Origin of the sequence: Paenibacillus sp. NRS-1781 (assembly GCF_050467745.1) — a bacterium.
GTDB lineage: Bacteria > Bacillota > Bacilli > Paenibacillales > Paenibacillaceae > Paenibacillus > Paenibacillus terrae_A.
In genome coordinates, this window is record NZ_JBITPI010000041.1 from 25,415 (window position 1) to 44,101 (window position 18,687).

The window sequence follows — 18,687 nt, forward strand, 5'->3', positions numbered from 1 at the left end:
TTCATCCAAAGAAAACCCGCTCAGTGAGCGGGTTTTTCAAATTTTACACACATGATTACGTGCCCCAGTTTACCTATGCTTTAAGATCCAGCATCAGTACATTCACCGAATTAGCGGGTAATTGCAGAAGGATCGCGTTATTACTGAGCGAAACCTGCTGCTCGGTAGGCACTACCTTCTCATCATTCTTTTTATTCACATTAGGTACATGAACCAGAGAAGCATCGCCAGTTAATGTAACCAGCTTGGCGCTGGACTCCACACTCAATTTCTGAAGGTTCAACTGCATTGCCTTATCCACGTTATCGGCATTCACAAGCTTCACATATACATGCTTCGCATCTTTGGTCACCGAGTTGAACACATCTCTGTTGTAAGCCTCCAGCTTGTAGTCCAGCACTTTGCTGCTTGTCACTCCGTCGGTGTAAGAGCAGATCAGGCTGTTGCCCGTTTCACCGCCGTAATTCACCGTGATGGTGTAATCCGTGTTGTCAGCAAGCTCTTCATAGCTGGCCGCTCTCAGGTTGCCTGCCGCAGTGCTAGAAGAGTAGTCACCTAAGGTATAGCCTTCCACCCCTTGCTTGTACACCTTCACGCCCGTTGCCTTGCCGCCATAGCCAACGGCATATTCGACCACGTCCTTTTTCTCTGCGGAAATATCCGTAAGACCCGCACCCACATAAAAACCGTCCGTGCCAGAAATGCGGGAAGCCACAACCTCCACCTTATAATCCGTCCATTGGTCGTCCAAAATGTACAGGCCGTTCAGACCGCTGGCTTGAACTTGGAGGACAAGCCCCTTGCCTGCCTCCACCGTAGATCCCACGGAGCCCGGAATGACCTGCCAAGCTGGATTCAACTCTTGGGAAAAGTCCTGATCCAGCAGCACGCAGCCATCCTTGTTGGACGTGACTGTCACACGCTTAACGATCACCTCGGCGTTGCCTGTCGCAATTTCGATTCCACCCTGCGGAATGAGGTCTATTGGCTTGCCGTTTTTGTAAGTGGAAAAAGAGGTCGCCAGTACTTTATTGCCCAAATATTTGGCATACATCTGCTGTACATAGTAGTTCGGTGTGAACCACACGGTTTCGTCATCGAACCAGATGCAATCCGGCGTCCATCTGTAGGTTCCGTCCGTCAGCACCTTGTTGAACAGCGGCGCATAGGCAGCCAACAGAACGACATCGGCGTTATTTTCAAAGCCTGTCATCACCGCTGCCTCTGCTACTGCGCCTGCCAATGTATTTTTATCCGTAGACGCATACTCGCCCACGAACACCTTGGATGTTTCCTTCCAGTCTACGCTGCCGTCTGCGTTATACGCTCTATAGTAATAATTATATCGGTCCGCGTTATGAAGCAGGTACTCGTTGGAACGGTAGTAGTGCTCATCTGCAATGGTGTCCATGTAATTTTTTTGCTTCTCATACCATGTCACGGTTTCCTCGGTTACTTGGGCACCATCTGCAAAAGCGACCTTAGCCGAACCGGTTATATTACCACTCAGGAACTTCCAGCCCTGCTGATATGCATCGTCATCTGCTTGAGCGCCAACCGTGGAGATGATATGCAGCTCATAGCCTGGATAGTTTTCCTCCATATACGCATCAATAGACGTTTTGAACACTTCAAAGTTGGCAAAGAACTCGACGCCCCAATTTTCGTTCCCTACACCCAGATAGTGCAGATCGAACGGAGCTGCATGGCCCATTTTTTTACGCATGGCGGCCCATTCATTGTTCTCGAAATCCACATTAATCGCAAAGTCGATCAGGTCTGTGAAGTTCTTGATATAGTACTCTCTTAATGCGCCTCCAGCCGGATGAGCATAATCGGAACGAGCTTGGCAGAGAACGCCGCAGGCCATAACCGGAAGCGGAGCTGCATTCAGATCTTCGGCCAACTGGAAATACTCCATATAACCAAGGCCCATGGACATCATATAGCCCCATACATTAAAGTTTTCCTTGCGCAGCTCGATATCACCAATAGATTCCTTCCAGTCGTATACGTTTTCCCAAATAAACGAACCTTCAGAGATACAACCGCCCGGAAAACGCAGGAACTTTGGATGCATATCGACCAGCGCGTTCACCAGATCTTTTCTCAGTCTATAGTTGGGATTCCCTTGGAAGTTGGCGTGTGCCGATGGGGATCGCGTCTCCTCCCCTGCACCCCACACATCCTGTGGGAACAAGGAAACCATATCTATTGAAATCTCACCGTCAAACGTCAGCGCCAGTTGCCCCAGAACCGTAGCCGATCCTGTCAGCACCAGTTTGGAATCTATACCGTACTTTTTCCACGTGTTGCTGCCTTCCACCTGTACGGTTACTGACTCACTAATCCCCTTCTCATTCGCATCTTGCAGTTGTAGCGTGATTGTGCCCGCCGACTCAGCCTTCACCCAGATGGTGAAATCATACTTGTCACCCGCTTGGATAGACATGGCGCAATTCTGGTTAGAATCCGAAAAGCCCTTATTTCGAATAGTCGCACCATCCGCTACCGTCACATAATAAGAGTTCACATCTTTGTCTTTAGCACCTAAAAATTCATTTAATCCGCCGCTATTTTGCGGAGTCATCTTGTCCGTATCACCGGACCAGGCAAACAAAGGGTTACGGTTACGCCCCGTAGAGCAGCCGCATTCGCCGGAAGCATGGGAATAAGTATCGAACACGAAGGACTCGAAGGAACGATTCTGAACAAGCTCCGCATAAATTCCGCCATCCGCTGCGTTATTGATATCTTCGTAGAACAAGCCGTACATCACTTCGCTAATATCCATGACTTCCCTGTTTCCATGAATGGTCAAAGTGTAAGGAGGTAGCTGTTCTGGAAGGACGGATACTTCAAAACTTTTTTCAATACAGCTTTGGCCCTTCGTCAAAAAGGCTGTCACGGTTACCCCCTGTGAGGAGGTAATTGTCTGAACCTGACCGTTGTCAGAGAGTATCTCAGGGTGGCTGGATTTCCAGGTCACTTCTACTCTACCGCCCATAAGGACCGTTGGCAGGGACAAGTCCTTGGTTACAATCGTCGTTGGGAAGGACAAATACTTATCGCGAGCGAGCTTCACAACCTCTTCGTCTGTCAACGAATCGCACATGACTTCAATGACTTCGTTTGCTGACAAACCCGCTTTGTATACACAAAAGTCGGATAGTAAACCGGAAAAATCCACATCCGCTGCATGCTGGGAACGACCAATAAAATTGTTGCTGTAGTTGGACGAGTCTGTAAACGTTTCAAACCATTTGCGCAGCTTGGCATAGCTGCCGCTGGAGGTTTGGCTGATGGAGCCGTCCGCTACGACTTCGCCGTTCACATACACAATCGGACCCGCACTACTTAATGTGCCGCCTTTTGTGCCAATCACGGACATGGCTATGTGCATCCACTCATCCCGGACAAAACCTCTCCCCGGATCTACAGCCAGATCTGCCTCGGCGAAAAGAGTCCCGCGCAGATTCCGTGTCATGAACATATAGGGTCCTGTATGGGCTTTGCCAAAGTCAAAAACACGTTCCCACATATCCGTGAATCTACCGAAGTTGACCCAAGCAGTCACTGTGACACCCGTGTTATCGCTTACATCTTTAAGCAGATTGGAAGGAAGCTGTATATATGATGTACCGTTAGGACCTCCCGCAAGCGTCAAAGCCGTTCTGCCGCTGACATTGGAGATTGTGGGTGCTACTGTGCCAGAAGCAACCCCGTCATTACCTTGCCCTGAGCTATCTTTGCCGACGTTCCCCGCATCCTCAAACTTGTACTGCGCAATGATTTGATCTTGGAATTTGGTCATCTTCGTTGCTCCTATACATATATTTTGTTAATGTAATAACTAATTATTAATATTAATATAAATATATACTATATAACTATAGTACCTTATCCTACGCACATTTTTCAATCCTTTATAGTGACAAAAAAACCGCTCAATGAGCGGTTTTTCAGAGGGGCCATCCTTGTTAGGGTAAATTGTTCACTCCATTGATGAACTGCTTTAATTCTCTATTGGAAACAATTTTTTTGCCCCAAAGATTTAGTCAATATTCACTCCTTGGGACTAACCACTTATTCAGTATTAAACAAATTTATATCCGCTTGTTTTAATGTAGTATCAATTTGCTTTTCCGTGTAGTTCACGGCCGTGTACTCTGACACCGCAGACTGAATATAAGCATCAATATATTCCTTCACTTTTTCTTTCACTCGCGGGAAAAGCTCCTCGTCGTTATAACTGTATTTCTCCGCAATGTAGCCGGCAAGATACGGGGTTTTAAAGCTTTTTAGCTGATCGTAAGGAAAAGGCTCTAATTTATCCATCAGCTCGTCGTTCATTTTCTCCGCGGCATCAATGGGAACCTTCACATAATTCAGACGGATTTTCCGGTATACATCAAAATGCTGCGTTTCCGTATACTCGTAGTCCCCGCTCGTATAGGTTCTCACTTTTTTGCCCTGACCCTGAACCTCAATTTTATTATGTAATTCATATAACCAAAAAGGCACATACATCCCGGTGATTCCCTTGATTCGATCTGCTGTCATGAACCGGCTCGGCGTCAGACGACCATTCTTGCACCATTTTCGGAAGGCTTGCATGGCTTCTTCCTTACTGATCGAAAAAGGAATGACCTGAGCGGGAGCCAGTTCCCCAGTCAGTCGATCGCCAAGAACCACGGCTGAACCGCAAAAGCTGCAAACCGTCGCACTTGTCTCTACTTCAGTCATAATGACTGCTCCGCAGCTGGTACAATGGTACTCCTGAGCCTCGTCTTCTATAAAAACATGATTCGTCAGAGGATCTGGAAAATACTCAATATTGTCCTTTCTTCCGCAACTATGACAAGAAAACATTCCTGTTTCACTGTCAAAGACCATGCCACTGCCGCAGTTTGGGCATTTGTATTCGATAACCGGCATCTGCTCACCTCTATCATAAAGAACTGTTATTTCTGATCTTTCAGTTTTTCTTTGATCCTAGCCAATTCATCTTCTGTATTCGTGCTCTTTCTCAACCTGTGCGAATAAATCATCCAGATCGTCCTTCGTCCCTGCCCGAAGCTCGGCTATAGCCATTGCTTCATCATAAGCCCTGTTAACCTTCTCTTCCATAGCTTCGAACATGGAATCCTGGCCGCCCATAGCATTCAAGGATTGCTGTACCTTGGCAGCCGCTATTTTCCCTTTTAGCTTGATGCGACGTACTTCCAATTGGTCCATATCGGACGCCAGTTTATCCTGCATTTGTTGCATATTTTCGGCGTTTGAAGAAGCCACGTCATAGAAGGCTTGTAATTGTTCCAGCTTCTCCGCCTGCTTTACTTTTCTCTCCAGAAACTTTCGAGCTTCCTCATCATTGCCAGCCTCCACTGCCTTCATAGCGTAATGCTGAAGCTTTTTGATCTCTGCTCTGCATTCATCCAAAGCTCTCTTCGTTCTCTTCTCATCCGCCAACACCGAAGCGGTTTCCGCTTTAACTCTGCCCAGGTCGATGTTCAGGTTCTGCATGTAATCGTCAATTGTCTTCTCCGGATCTTCCACCTTGTCTAATAAGGCGTTAACATTCATTTTCATAATATCCCTAAATCTCGATAGAATCCCCATCATGGTCTCCCTTCGAAAAGATTACATTCCACCATATAATACATCAAATCTGGAAAAAAGGGTTCATTTCCTTTCCAAATCAAAAAAAGTGCCTGATCCCCGTGGAAATCATACGTTAAGACACGGGGGCAGGCACTTGTACCGCAGTAACCAATCATATATTCCAATTCATGCTTGCTTGTTCTATACAATGTTGAAGTGGACTTTGTTTTTTATTTCAAGCTTTTCCATACCCAGTTTTCTACCTCTGGTAAGTCGATGCCTTCTTCACGAATGAATTGATGATGTTTCTTAACCGTAGCATCCATTTCATCCACAATGTTGGTGTACTTCTCAGCGTCAGGTAAGTTTAGAACAGCTTCCTTCACTAAGTCAAAACGATCCATTTGATTCAATACACGCATATCAAATGGTGTCGTAATGTCGCCGTTCTCACGGTAACCATGTACATGCAGGTTATGATTGTGACGATCAAAGAACAGATCTTTGATGAGATCAAGAATTTCATCGGCAGCTATCTAGAAAAGGTGATCGTCTACAAGGAAATCGTAGAAGTCATCTTTAAGCTACAAGTAGTCACACTTTTCATCTCACCTGAGTCACAAAAAACTTTTCAATTAACTTTTATATATTTATAGAAATGGGAAAGTATAGTAATAGAAATATGTAGGAAGTCAAAACATAGGAGGAAATCATGGGCCGACTAGTTCATTTCGAAATTCATGTAGATGACATGAAACGTGCTAAGAAGTTTTATGGCGAGGTATTTGGATGGACATTTGAGGATTGGAGTGATTATGCTGGAACGCCTTATTTTGGAGCTGTGACAGGCGATGCAAATGAACCCGGAATCAACGGAGCTTTGATGCAACGTCTAGGTGCTTCCCCCCAACCCGGCCAGGTTATGAATGGTTATGCATGTACTATGGGAGTGGAAGATTACGATTCTACTGAAGCACAAATTCTTAATCTTGGAGGCAAACTTGCACTGCCAAAGCATGCACTGCCTGGAATGGCATGGCAAGGGTATTACATGGACACAGAAGGGAATATTTTTGGTATTCATCAGCCAGATGAGCATGCAAAATAGAATTATACAATTCACATTCAAACAAAACTAAATAAACCAGTTGCCGGTTCAATTCCGGCAACTGGTCACTTAAACTTGAATGTGTTTTGATCCCTGTCTCATCAATGAGGGGTAGTCCTGAAGTACAGTTGGCTATCTTTTTTTATCATAACAAGCCAAAACTCATCAGATAATCTATTCCAATTCCATGTAATAAAGATTTGTAGGATTATCTTTTGTAATGGTATGTGCGCCAGGAGCAAGTGATACGCTGACAATACCATCAGTCATTGGATAATCGGTTCCATCAACCTTGATTTTTGTTCCGTCTGCTGAATCAAACACTAATGTTAATGTTGAAGCTTCCGTAGTAGTAAACCCAATACTGGTTGAATTCTCGATTTTTAAGCATTGAGTTAGAGTCACACCATTATACTCCACAGTTCCCTTATTTGCCGAAAGACTCCCTTTAATATCAAAGAAGTCGCTGTTGATTCCAGCTATGGTAAAGTTATGAACTTGTTCTCCGGGTGTTGGTACCGGAACAGGAGTCGGTGTTGGTTCTGGGGTTGGTTCCGGGGTTGGCCCTGGTGTTGGTTCTGGGGTTGGCTCCGGCGTTGGCCCTGGTGTTGGTTCTGGGGTTGGCTCCGGTGAGATTGAATTACCCCCTACAGATACAAGTTGAGTTGTGTAGCTTTTTATTTTAGCCATTAGAGCCGAATTGAGTGCATACGACGTGTCATCAACGGAATTATCAAATTTCCATGTAAAGTCTCCGTTATTCAGGCGTCCAGCTTTTGCAGTAACAATTTGTTCAACATCGCTTACGTTATCAATGTCAGCACCATTTACTCCAGTATCGATGCTTGTATCAAAGTTGTTATAAGCTGTTCCTCCTTTTAATGCTTTGTATGAGCTTGGTACGATTTCATTTCTCGACGAAGCTAAATATGCATCAAAAGAGTTTTCATTTGCCAGAACTGTGCCGCTATTGGAGTTTGCATAAATCAGACTGGCCGCATCAACTATACTATTGTTGTAGGCCTTAATCACACCTCCGTTTTCGCCTGAAAATGTACCTTCCCCTAAAGCATCCGTACCTTGCAAGGAACTCAACATTGGATATTTAGCATGTCTAAAATAATTAGATTCTACAAAAGCTGAAGCTCCCATTGTAGCACCGACACCATATTTTGAGATTCCATCAAAGAAGTTATTATATACATGAACAGATGCCACTCTTATACGTGGATGACGGGAGTCTGAATGATCAAACCAGTTATGGTGGAAGGTGACAAAGAATTCTGACGATTCACTTAAGCCGACCAGAGCCGATTTTCCTGAATCCCAGTAGTGATTATAAGAGATTGTAATATACGTCGATCCATTTTTAACGTCTGAGGAACCATCGCCCTTTGCTTGGTCAGCATCTCCTCCTGCAGATCCATAGAATATATCATTATTATGCACCCAAACATTTGCATTTCCTGTATCCATTGAAATACCGTCATCGGGGAACAACATCAGACCCAGGTTTCTCACTTCCATATTTCCGACATATCTAAGAAGTATTCCCCATCCGTAAGCATAAGCATCATCTCCGATACCTTCAACCGTCATATTCATTTCCGAATAATTTTTTTTGCCTTTTACTTGAAGATATCCACTGCTATTAAGTTGTCCTCTCATATCATCTGCTGTAACTTTTCCAATAAATCTGATTGCAAGTGGTGCTGTATCATAGCCTTTTTGTCTTAATGCCAAAATCTCGCCTAGACCAACACCTGTTTGAACACGACCTGAGCTATTGATTTTCACATCGAGGGTCACTGTTTGGGCAGTCTCGGATGTTACATAAAGAACTTGGGCGCCATTCTTAAGTGTTCCGTCTTCATTATAAGCACCCGAGCCTGTGCCATATAGCGATTTTGATGAGAAAGCAAATCCAGATCTATCATATGACGCTACGGATAGCTTATTTGAAACGGCACTTACCGTTGAACCGTCTGATAGCCTAGCTTCAACTTTCATTTCATAATCTCCAGCTGCAAGACCTACGGCATCAGCTCTCCAATAGGAAGGGTATTTTCGAATCAATTCGCTATCAATTTGTTGGTAGTAAGAATCTGGTGCACTTACAGGTTTAACATATACATTATACCCCTCTGCATTGCTTTCAGGTGACCATTCTACATACGCAGTTTCATTCCAGCCTCCATCGTCGATGATCGAAAGACCGGCTGCATAAGCTGTGGTATTTTGCAATCCTCCTGTTATTAAAGATATTGCAAGTGAAAACAATAAAACAATGCCCATTACATTTGTAATCCTCTTTTTCATTTCTAATCCTCCCAAGTTTGATTTGTTGCATACACCATTGAAGCGTTATCAAAATGCCGTCAAGTTTCTCGATTCACCTCCCCTATGTAATCATATTAATGGTGCATGGTATGGCTTCGATTCATAAGCATGATGCTAGACCTGCTCTTTCCTACATTTGATGATGTATCGAAGCTCAAACCCAAAATTGCATTCGTCCATTCTGTACGTGCAACAAAGTAATACAAATCAATGAAACATCTATACAAATTTTATAATGAGAAAAAAATTACTATGATGAGTAAAACGAATGAGACTTACATTCAAATACAGAGTCTATCAATAATTTCGAACTAATTCGTCAATATCCCCTTCCTTTTAATATTCTAAATTATAGCATGTGATACAAAATATTTCCTGTATTTTTTTTACTTTAAATTAATTTGATAAATATTCCTACGTATAAAGATTTGACATTAACCAGTGCATTTTTCATGGCAATAAAAGATCAAAAGTTTAAGATGACATGCCGAAGACTTCACGGTAATGCCCTCCAAAGTCGAGATCACCAAAATAATAAAGTTCTTGCTGTCAAATCCGATGGAAGGATTGACTGCCAACATCAAGGGATCACTGACAGGCACAACTGTGAGTTGCTCCCACACTCCTAGACGCTCCAGCAAGGATTGCCCTCCGTTTTCCGTAATCCACTTCTTGTCTCTCCTCATGTTGTAAAACAAAAGTGTCCAGTTTAGCATAGTTCGTGACTGTATCAATCGCATCGCCGTGCATGTACTTGCGTACCATCGTTGTAGCGACTGTCCCTGATCATCCAATTGTTGGATTAATCCAGCTCCTGCCCATCATTTTCAATTCGGATATGACCACAATACAGACACTGATGGGTACAGTTCTGTGTCAAGGCAGGTTGGCCCTCAATCCTCATGTCGCTTTTTCCGTTCAGCCACGGCATGGTCAGGACTGGAACACACGGAGCCTTTTTTACGCCATAGATGTCCACCATCTCACTGGCCTGCACGGCTGGATTTAGAGGACTGGAGCAATTCCCAAAAGACTGAATGTTCACACCCGGTACATAATCTCCAATGTTCATTTGTGCCTTGTTTTTCACGTAGACCCCATGGCTAAAAGGCCGTTTCAAACGGGTAGGCTGTGTGCCATTACTACAGCTTAAAATCGCTCCTGCCACGACATAGCTCTTTTTCGCACCGGTTCCCGGTTTCACTTGCGCTTCTTCCACTTGCTCCATCCTCCTTATTGCTCCATCTCGATTCGTTGTACTCGAATGCCTGTAAAAGATCGGCGCAGCAGACTTTCCGCCACAGCCAGATGGATATAGATATGGGGTTCGATCAGTCCCCCAATCCGAAAAACAGGCGACTCCATCACCCCCTGTCTCAGTACCAAACGCTTCAATGTATCATTAGGGTACCATTCCGTTTGTGCGGACAGGCAATCCACTATCGGCGGTCGAAGCACCCAATACACATCCTGTCTGGCCTGCTGGAAATCGGTAAGGATGGCCGCTTCCCATTCCATTCCTGGCATATATTTCTCCAATATTGCTTTCAGACGATCCGACACCAGTGGCATAGGAAATTCCAAAAAATCGGGGTATATCGTTCGTTGATCAGTATGTACAGCCAGAAAAAGAGGATCATCCTGCTGTTTCTGTCCCTGGGTCCCTGTCAGGATGTCTTCTACTTGCAAGGGAGAGAGCGCAGCAGGTTCTACCCGATGTTTTACCCGCTCATCCATCATCAGTCGGAAATATCTCAATGCAACCACTCCCTTTTCCTAACGCCATCCCTCGCCTGTGAAGATGTAGAAGGCTCTTCCCACGAATGGAATACCTCAGGGGATACACATTCCAATCCAATGGCCTCCCTGCGCTGTTCATCGGTAAACATGACTCCTTGCACATTTGCGCCTGTAAAATCGGCCCGGATCAAACAAGCTCCCTCAAAGGAAGCACCTGACACATTCGCTCCCACAAAATAAGCATCTGTTAGATCCGCTCCATTCAAGGACGCTCTTTGCAGCAGGGCATCTTGAAATACAGCTCCTCGTAGCCGTGCATCTTGAAACCGAGCTCCTTGCAAGCTTGTCCCTGTGAAGTCTACACCTGCAAACCCCAATGGCTCCCAGTCTAAAGAAGCATCCGAACCGTATCCGGCGTTGCCTGTAACGGCATCCAATATCGCCCCTCTCATGGAACAACCGCTAAAATCGGCTCCATGAAGCAAGCTGTACGTGAAGTCGATCCCATCGAGTTGACTTTCTTCCCATATTGTTCCAACCAAGACACAGCTATGCAAGCGACTATGTCCCATCTCGATCTGACGAAAGGCCGTATAGCGAAAATCCAACTGGCTATAATCGCCTTCCGATAGCTGGATGCCCTCCAACGCCTGATAGCTGTAGGCTTGTTCTTCTTTTTCCTCCAGCCACGACCGGATTTCGTTCGCCTCCATCGCTCTGCGATCTTCTTTATACACCGATACAGTGTGGTCCATATATTCCCCCACGCGTATCTCAAACATCTCTTCCCGATCCAGTTCTTGAAACTCCGGTAAGCGTACCCCCTGTTTCATCGCCAGACGCATCATATTCACCACTAGCTCATGAATATGTATCGCTGCTTCCAGCATGATTTGCTCCCATTCAAGCTCCGATAGAGAAACCTGCTGCTTTTCTACCTCCGTTCGCAATTGCCGCTGCAAATCGCTCCAGTAAGAGAACGTCCACTCTGCATCATATTCGAATCGGATCGGTTCAGGATCAAGCATCCATAAAGCATCTGAAGCCTCCACAAGATAAGCAGGCTGCTCCTCCAGCCATGAGGTACGTAGCATGGAATACGTGATATAACCGATCTTTCCTTTTTGTCCTTGAAGCTGCTCCTGCCGAACCTTCTGACAGTATCCTCGGAACTCTTCGACACAATCTTGAATCCGTTGTTCTTGCATCGCCTTGAACTTCAGCGCCCAGTCTCTGCGAATCAGAAACCACGCCTGATTCAAAATGACTTGCCGCTGCTGCGGGTTTAGCTCACCTATAGACTTCTCCATTTGCTTTCATCCACCACCTAAAGCTCCTATTTCATATCAGCATGCTGCCGACATTCAACCGCCGCACCACAGCCTAATTCGACTTCACTTCACTGCCCTTCATATCCGCTGATCCGCTCAATTGAATATGACTACCGTTGCAATCCATGCGCAGCTCACTTCCTGCGGACAGACTCATCGTTTTCCCTGCCGACAGGCTCAGATTGCCACCCGCCGAGATACTTACCTGCTTGCTGCTTACGATATGAATACCTTCCTTGTCATCCAGCTTGATAAAAATAGCGCCGTCCTTGCCCGTCACGACTAGCTCATCCGGCCCCAAACGAATCTCCTTGCCATGAGGCGTTCGCCATATTTTCATCTGCGGATTGGAGAAATTGTTGTGTCCGCTCCCTCTGCCTGCACGCCTAATCGCACTCCCCGCAATCCCATCTTCTTCACGACTGCCTGGAAAATACAGCGATACGGAGTCTCCTTTTTCTGGCATGACGTACCAGCCTGTATGCCCTCCGCCACTATACACCGTCGAATAGTTGAACCAATGCGCCTTATCTTTATCCTGCTTCTCATCACAATCCAGATGGATGCGCACCTGATCCTGACGCACGTCCACAACCACACCGCTTAACGAGGCTCCCGCCAGCTTTTCCTGGTAGTAGCTTTTTTGCCGTAAGCCTTTGTACGAGGCAAGCACATATTGATGTCGCAGCAGTCCTTGCCTCATTTCGGTATACGCCTCAATGACGTACAAGCTGTGTCCCTGAAAGGTCATCTGAGCTCCCAAATCCAGTACCTCGTCCGTTTCTACCTCATAGAAAATAAAATCATTTTCCGTCACCTTCGCCTGCTCATTTTCTTGAAAATAACGGAAAGGCAGCATTTGCTTGCGCACGGTATAACGGGTATGATCCAGCACCACCTGTGCAGGGCTATCCTCAATGCCAAAATAAAATTTTGGACTGTCAAAACGAGCCACAGGCATCAGGCTCGTATGATACCGGGAGGCCATGCGTCTCAAGAACGCCCAGTCGGTCTCCTGATACTGGATGGCAAGCCTTCCAATCTGCTCTCCACCTGTCGCTCCATCAATCATATCCAGCCCTTCGTAGTCCTTGCCGATCTGCTCCAGCATCTGGGGAATGGTCATTTTCGTATATTGAAAAGAACGGGTGCGCTGCTGGATATCCATCCGGTAGGTATGAGAAATCGCCTCCACCTCCAGATAGTACACGTCCCGCACGACCTTCACTTCGACCGACAGGGCAATCCCGCTGAACAGCGGCTTGCTTTCGCCCGTTTCATCACGCTGGCTCACCTCGATGACGGTGTTCTTTTCCGTCGTTTCCACATAGCTGTCCTGCATATCCTCGGGGATGATGCCTGTAAAATAAAGCCGGGTATGCTCGTTGATTTTTTTTATCAGGGTAAGCTGCTCCAGATCAACCAGCACATAGGGGTGAATTTGAATATTATCGTAGCCCAGACTCATAGTGAATCCGCTCCTTTCTCATGTGTGGGATGTGAGGGAATCGGCAGCCTATGGAGGGACTGCACTGTATTTTCTGCCACAGGCAACCACACTTCCATGTCCGATTCCATACAGTTAAACGTACCCATCGTCACCTGTCCCTCATGGACAAACAGCAGTATTTCATTGTACAAATTCATATCCACACCTGCTGCCACAAAACGGACCAGCCCGATGGACAACCCGGAACGATTCACAATCATTTCGGTACCGATCCAGTTACGAACGGGTTGTACAGAGCGCAAAACATCCGCCATTTGTTCTACAAACACGGGAAGCTCGTCCACCTCCAAAACCGATTCTGTCAGATTAAAGGTGATGTTTACCTCGCCGTCCAAAGAGGTATAAATGATCTGTGGACGATGATCCGAAGGATATTTAAATCGGGCTTGCTCCAGTGGCATTAAGCTAAAAGATTTTGGGATGCTAAACGCCAGTTGTCCATCCAAAATCGGTTTCCATTCCAACGGGATCAGTTCATCACCCATCCGCAGCGCCCTGTTTTGTTCAGCAACAGAGTTATCCTGATCGGATACAGCAAGTTGAGATCGATTCGTATTTTCGTTATTAGATGCTACATCGTGGTTAAGCTTATTTTGGAGACTTAGGATATGCTCGTCCATATAATTCATAGAGGTAGTCCCTTCTTCTTAAAAGATGAGAATTCACTTCAAAATACGAAAGTAGGAGGGGATATTTAACAATAGCCCATCTTATGTATGTATCGGCCAGAATAGAGATTATGTTTACAGAAAGAACCATCCCATGTGTTATTTTCAATGTATTTTTCTGAAATTAATATGGAAAAGAGGATGATGTTCCTTTTCTTTTTAAGGGCAAATCATCACCCCCTTTGAACCTCAAACAACGACGGTACCGACGAAAGCGTCATTCTACGCCAATGTCGGTACCGTCGCTATTTTTCTATAGAAATGGAGCAAATTCCATATCAACCTGCTTGCCAAACATTCTTTCTACCTGCTCTATTCCCCTTCAAATTTAGCTTGTACAAATGAAAGGTCCATACCAATGATTTGTGTCCAGTCCATAACATTTTTATAATCCAAGTTTGTAGACTTGATGTCTACAAGTCCCAGTACAATTTGGCCCTTAATCATTTCATGTTTACATTTGGTCTACATTTTAACTCCATAAAAAGCAAAAACCCGCTCAGTGAGCGGGTTTTTTAGATGGAGGCGAACCGTGGCACGGTAAATCCACAATTCGGCGTGTTGCGATGTTCAGGATGTTTGGTCTTGTTGCATAAACGACAAACGACCAAGCCTTAATTTCTGAAGGGTTCCACTGGCAGCCGGTCTTAAGTGCTCTTATAAAGCTACTTTCAAACATTCCGTTATTTATCTGCTTCTGATGCATTATCCAGATCTGCCATCTCTTCTAAAGCGTCGCGAAGACCTTGTATCATATGTTCTTCGCTTGGCAAGCGAATCTGTTGACGTTTGCGAACTTCATTCTCGATGTCTGGCACTATTAAGTTATGCGCGAACTCGGTTCTATCGGTACTTGCAAACATATCTTTAAGCGTAGCTCCCGTTAGCACTTTTTTAAGGGCTTCGATAACTTTTTCAGCTTCAATTTTATTTAGTAAATAATCATTAGCCAAATTCTTGAATACATCTTCAATGATTTGGACCATCTGATTCGCATCATCTTCAATAAACATACCCATCAATGAATCAGAGGCTTTGCCAGCGAGACTCCCACCAGCAAAAGCTCCAGCTAAACCGCCCACGAAGCCACCTATTGCTGTTCCTATGATTGGAACTGCCGAACCGATCGCAGCTCCAGCAGCCGCACCTCCAATCCATCCTGCAGTGCCGCCACCTACAGAAACTGCCGTATTCGTAATATTTTTGAACAACTGTGTTCCTGATATACGTCCTCTAAAAATGTTTACCACATCAACAGAGGATAATACGACAATCGACACACCAGCAGTGATAGCATTCGATCGCAGGAGCTTAGCCGCACTCTTCATTGCTGCAGCGCCGTAAATATTCGTACCACTTCTAAAAGCATTTACGAGCATAGCAGATGCTTTCGGCCCAATTGCATTGACAATTACTTCTGAACCACCAACTAACAAACTGTTTAGCCCGGATTTTGACAACTGACTCGATATCACTGCAGTGACAAAAGTCATGCCGCCTACATTCAAACCTGAATACGATGCCTTTTTAATTGCACTTTTAAAATCCTCACCATTCCATACACAAACTGCAAAGGAAAGCACCGTGCTAATACCAAATGCAGAAGCAGATACAATGGCGCCGTTAAGAGCATCATAAACTATGGACTCTACTGTTCCAAATCTCGTGATGTTCTTTGCTTGTTCATAAGTAAAGTGACCTTTTCTAATAATATTTTTAGCTTCCCTCAGATCGGTTACTCCTGGCACTTCCCCGTTTTTAATGCGGTTTTCCATTGCTTGAACGGCAGCATCGTATTTATCCAATGGAACTTCGATTTGCATCGGTGAGCCGTCAGAATTGATATACTTCAGCCTTCCGTTCTCAAAACATTCCTGAATACATTTTGAACCACTATTACAATATTTAGATTGTATATTTAGACCATTTACAACTCGATCAGCCCCGTTCTTGACATTGCTATCTCCAATGATTTTCGCATCATTACCAGAAAGCTTATCGTACAAATGATTGGCTCGTTCTGCGGCGAAACCGTGGCCTCTTGGCGTTCTAAATTTGTCCTGTCCATAGAGTGTACTGGCATTACTTACGTTCCCATAAACCATTCCAGCAGTTAGGTCAGCGGTAGATTTATTTGCTTTTTCTGGTAATTCTACACCTTTTATCCGACTCAAGTCTTTATCATCAAAATCCATCAGCCCGGTCGCAATCTCTAAGAATATCTTGATGTTTCTTTTACTCCAGATAGGTGTATCAATGTAATATACACTGTTATTGTGAGTAGTAATTTTTAATTCAACAGAGTAAGTATTGTAATTCAACTCCCTAATTTCGTTATAGCTAACCCTAAATGTCTTGCTTTTGTTTTTCGGGGAATTCACATAGAGTGCCTTGTCCGAAAAAAAGATACCCTCCGCTACATTTCCCCAATCGCCTAATATACAAATTACATCAGAGCGCCGTTCTTGAATCAAGGACTTTTTCATAAGCGCTTCCATGAATTTAATACTTCTAGATTGATTATAGGAAAACCCCTGAATTGGCAATGACCAAATCTTGGATGTCAAGAAAAAAGGACTTGCCTGATTGATCTGGAAAATTATTTTCTCCAAATAATTTTTTGAATGCATCTCTCAACACCTCATTATTAAGACATCACTACTTACTACGCACTTTTCTTTTCGTTTTAGGGCAACTAATATAAAGAGCTTCAGTAGATGAAGCTCGTACAGCGCATAGATAAATGAACAAGGAGTTTAAATAACTAACTGCGGAGTAATCATATGGGCAACCCTTCCGTTTTCCAGCATGGCATATCTCACTAAAAAAATGCATTAACATCATTTATTTGGCCTACATTTGATGTCAAGGGGAAAAGTGTGTTATCTACGGTAAATCCACAATCCCCCTTTGAAAACAGAAAGTTAGGTCGATTTAAAATAATATTTCACGTTTCTATTTGGGCTCTTTGCAATGCAAGTTGTATAACTAATCCGGTTAAATTCACTGTATAAAAAGTCGCAAAAAGAAATAAGAATATTTCTAAAGAGAATACTGCAGCTATCCCAAAAGGCGATCCAAAAACTTGGATAAATACAATAAATAAACACATTACAATATTAATAGACCAGAGCAATACTACAAACCAAAAAGGAAACAAATATCTATGAAGAAGGTTATGCTTAAGCATCACTGGAAGTAATTTTTGATGAAATAAGGTTATCGTTAGTGTTAAAGATGCGATAACAATTCCAAATATCGCAGCAGATGCACTGAGCAAAGTTGTTGCTGTCTTATCAGCAACAACACTAAGCTTCTCAAAATCCTTCTCAAACAAAACATAAGCTATCATTAATAGCGTAAGTACCACTGCCCAAAAAGAAGACCAATTCTTTAATGGTTCTAGTTTTACAATTTTAAGCAATCCTCTAAAAGTTGTTTCGTCGTAGCTCAGCATTCCATTATTGTTTGAATGTCCTTGTGTTGTCATCTGCCTCCCCTTTCGCAGAAGCCTTTTCTCTAACATCAATGATAAAATTTAAAATCCTTGTTATTAACCCGTTCTGCGAGTATTCATTCGTAGTAATTTTTCGTACAGACCTATTAGAAGAAAAGGTTCGTTTCTTCTTTCTTTTCTTGGACTTTTTCCCCTTACCCGGGAGGGTTACGATATCAAAACCCTTAATTTCCACTGAGCCATAACCTGATTCTACCAAATGTATCCCATTTTCAATGGATTGTGTATACTCTTCATCCTTACTCTCCTCAGTGGAAACGGTTTCTTGCTTCCTCTCTTCAATCTCATCAAGTTCGATATAAGTCGATAAAATTATTGGCTCAAAGTTGTCCCTTTCAGTTAATTGCTCTACTTTAGGGAGAGCCTTGAGTTGAAGACCTTGATTATTAACCATTTTAATATCAAGCTCTTTTAACTTATTTTCATGAATAATCTGATTGTATAAATTAAAGTCTTTTTTCCCCGGATTTGGATGTATAAGTTGGAAGTGTACTGAAGTGATCGTTTGAATTGACTCAAGTTCCGTTCTAATCTGATAAGGCTCAGGCACAGGTTTTATTTTCACTTCCCCAATCAAGTGATCTTTGCTCAAGAACTTCGTAAAGAAAACTCTAAAATCTGTATCTTTTATGGAGCTATTCACTTCATAAACGATTATCTCATTTTGAGGATGGTAAACAAAGAATGATGTACGAGCCAGTTCATATTCTGATCTCACTACACCTGTGGTGGAACCAATGCGAACTTTTTGAGGCGCGTGTTTTGACTTTGTTATATTCCCTACAATAAGTTTGTTTTTCTCATGCTCTATTTCTTCAACATCAGTAAATGAGAGGTTATATGTGTTAACACGCCTGTTGATTAACCAT

12 protein-coding genes and 3 pseudogenes are annotated in these 18,687 nt (G+C 43.9%); 1 reads left to right on the forward strand and 14 read right to left on the reverse strand.

Translation table 11 applies throughout. The features are described from left to right. Positions 1 to 73: 73 nt before the first annotated feature. The 4 genes and pseudogenes from ACIFO6_RS15165 to ACIFO6_RS15180 form a co-directional block, all read right to left on the reverse strand. Positions 74 to 3,814, reverse strand: coding sequence for an alpha-L-arabinofuranosidase C-terminal domain-containing protein (locus ACIFO6_RS15165; RefSeq protein WP_430041560.1), 3,741 nt, complete (start codon positions 3,812 to 3,814; stop codon positions 74 to 76). A gap of 296 nt (positions 3,815 to 4,110) precedes the next feature. Beyond that, a pseudogene (locus ACIFO6_RS15170) lies at positions 4,111 to 4,938 on the reverse strand (TFIIB-type zinc ribbon-containing protein); the annotation flags it as partial. A gap of 26 nt (positions 4,939 to 4,964) precedes the next feature. Further along, positions 4,965 to 5,622 (reverse strand): annotated as a pseudogene (locus tag ACIFO6_RS15175) (PspA/IM30 family protein). 212 nt (positions 5,623 to 5,834) lie between these two features. Beyond that, positions 5,835 to 6,116: pseudogene (locus ACIFO6_RS15180) on the reverse strand (phosphoketolase); the annotation flags it as partial. Between the two features lie 200 nt (positions 6,117 to 6,316). Between ACIFO6_RS15180 and ACIFO6_RS15185 the strand changes: the two are divergent. Further along, complete coding sequence (locus tag ACIFO6_RS15185) at positions 6,317 to 6,712, forward strand: VOC family protein (RefSeq protein WP_430041561.1); 396 nt, start codon at positions 6,317 to 6,319, stop codon at positions 6,710 to 6,712. Between the two features lie 174 nt (positions 6,713 to 6,886). Here ACIFO6_RS15185 and ACIFO6_RS15190 read toward each other — a convergent pair whose 3' ends face one another. The 10 genes from ACIFO6_RS15190 to ACIFO6_RS15235 form a co-directional block, all read right to left on the reverse strand. Continuing rightward, entirely contained in the window at positions 6,887 to 9,031 is a 2,145-nt protein-coding gene (locus ACIFO6_RS15190; RefSeq protein WP_430041563.1) for a pectate lyase, read from the reverse strand. A gap of 455 nt (positions 9,032 to 9,486) precedes the next feature. Further along, the gene (locus ACIFO6_RS15195) at positions 9,487 to 9,738 is read right to left on the reverse strand and encodes a hypothetical protein (protein ID WP_430041565.1); all 252 of its coding nucleotides are present in this window, start codon (positions 9,736 to 9,738) and stop codon (positions 9,487 to 9,489) included. 116 nt (positions 9,739 to 9,854) lie between these two features. Further along, positions 9,855 to 10,271 (reverse strand): DUF4280 domain-containing protein, encoded by a 417-nt coding sequence (locus tag ACIFO6_RS15200; protein ID WP_430041567.1) that lies wholly within the window; start codon positions 10,269 to 10,271, stop codon positions 9,855 to 9,857. 14 nt (positions 10,272 to 10,285) lie between these two features. Further along, positions 10,286 to 10,792 (reverse strand): hypothetical protein, encoded by a 507-nt coding sequence (locus ACIFO6_RS15205; protein ID WP_430041581.1) that lies wholly within the window; start codon positions 10,790 to 10,792, stop codon positions 10,286 to 10,288. Between the two features lie 14 nt (positions 10,793 to 10,806). Further along, positions 10,807 to 12,102 (reverse strand): pentapeptide repeat-containing protein, encoded by a 1,296-nt coding sequence (locus tag ACIFO6_RS15210; RefSeq protein ID WP_430041569.1) that lies wholly within the window; start codon positions 12,100 to 12,102, stop codon positions 10,807 to 10,809. A gap of 73 nt (positions 12,103 to 12,175) precedes the next feature. Beyond that, positions 12,176 to 13,591 (reverse strand): phage baseplate assembly protein V, encoded by a 1,416-nt coding sequence (locus ACIFO6_RS15215; protein ID WP_430041571.1) that lies wholly within the window; start codon positions 13,589 to 13,591, stop codon positions 12,176 to 12,178. Continuing rightward, positions 13,588 to 14,262 (reverse strand): hypothetical protein, encoded by a 675-nt coding sequence (locus ACIFO6_RS15220; RefSeq protein ID WP_430041573.1) that lies wholly within the window; start codon positions 14,260 to 14,262, stop codon positions 13,588 to 13,590. The genes ACIFO6_RS15215 and ACIFO6_RS15220 overlap by 4 nt, the downstream gene beginning before the upstream one ends. Before the next feature lie 722 nt (positions 14,263 to 14,984). After that, positions 14,985 to 16,931: a hypothetical protein gene (locus tag ACIFO6_RS15225; RefSeq protein WP_430041575.1), complete on the reverse strand. Its 1,947-nt coding sequence runs from the start codon at positions 16,929 to 16,931 to the stop codon at positions 14,985 to 14,987. Positions 16,932 to 17,248: 317 nt separating this feature from the next. Beyond that, complete coding sequence (locus tag ACIFO6_RS15230; protein WP_430041576.1) at positions 17,249 to 17,791, reverse strand: hypothetical protein; 543 nt, start codon at positions 17,789 to 17,791, stop codon at positions 17,249 to 17,251. Beyond that, positions 17,763 to 18,687: hypothetical protein (locus tag ACIFO6_RS15235; protein ID WP_430041579.1), on the reverse strand; the 925-nt coding region annotated here is incomplete at its 5' end. The genes ACIFO6_RS15230 and ACIFO6_RS15235, both read right to left, overlap by 29 nt.

Excerpts from the sequence above, each read along its gene's own strand:
- ACIFO6_RS15165 (WP_430041560.1), bottom strand. The coding sequence starts at position 3,814 with ATGACCAAATTCCAAGATCAAATCATTGCGCAGTACAAGTTTGAGGAT.
- ACIFO6_RS15185 (WP_430041561.1), top strand. The coding sequence starts at position 6,317 with ATGGGCCGACTAGTTCATTTCGAAATTCATGTAGATGACATGAAACGT.
- ACIFO6_RS15190 (WP_430041563.1), bottom strand. The coding sequence starts at position 9,031 with ATGAAAAAGAGGATTACAAATGTAATGGGCATTGTTTTATTGTTTTCA.
- ACIFO6_RS15195 (WP_430041565.1), bottom strand. The coding sequence starts at position 9,738 with ATGAGGAGAGACAAGAAGTGGATTACGGAAAACGGAGGGCAATCCTTG.
- ACIFO6_RS15205 (WP_430041581.1), bottom strand. The coding sequence starts at position 10,792 with ATGATGGATGAGCGGGTAAAACATCGGGTAGAACCTGCTGCGCTCTCT.
- ACIFO6_RS15210 (WP_430041569.1), bottom strand. The coding sequence starts at position 12,102 with ATGGAGAAGTCTATAGGTGAGCTAAACCCGCAGCAGCGGCAAGTCATT.
- ACIFO6_RS15215 (WP_430041571.1), bottom strand. The coding sequence starts at position 13,591 with ATGAGTCTGGGCTACGATAATATTCAAATTCACCCCTATGTGCTGGTT.
- ACIFO6_RS15220 (WP_430041573.1), bottom strand. The coding sequence starts at position 14,262 with ATGAATTATATGGACGAGCATATCCTAAGTCTCCAAAATAAGCTTAAC.
- ACIFO6_RS15225 (WP_430041575.1), bottom strand. The coding sequence starts at position 16,931 with ATGCATTCAAAAAATTATTTGGAGAAAATAATTTTCCAGATCAATCAG.
- ACIFO6_RS15230 (WP_430041576.1), bottom strand. The coding sequence starts at position 17,791 with ATGACAACACAAGGACATTCAAACAATAATGGAATGCTGAGCTACGAC.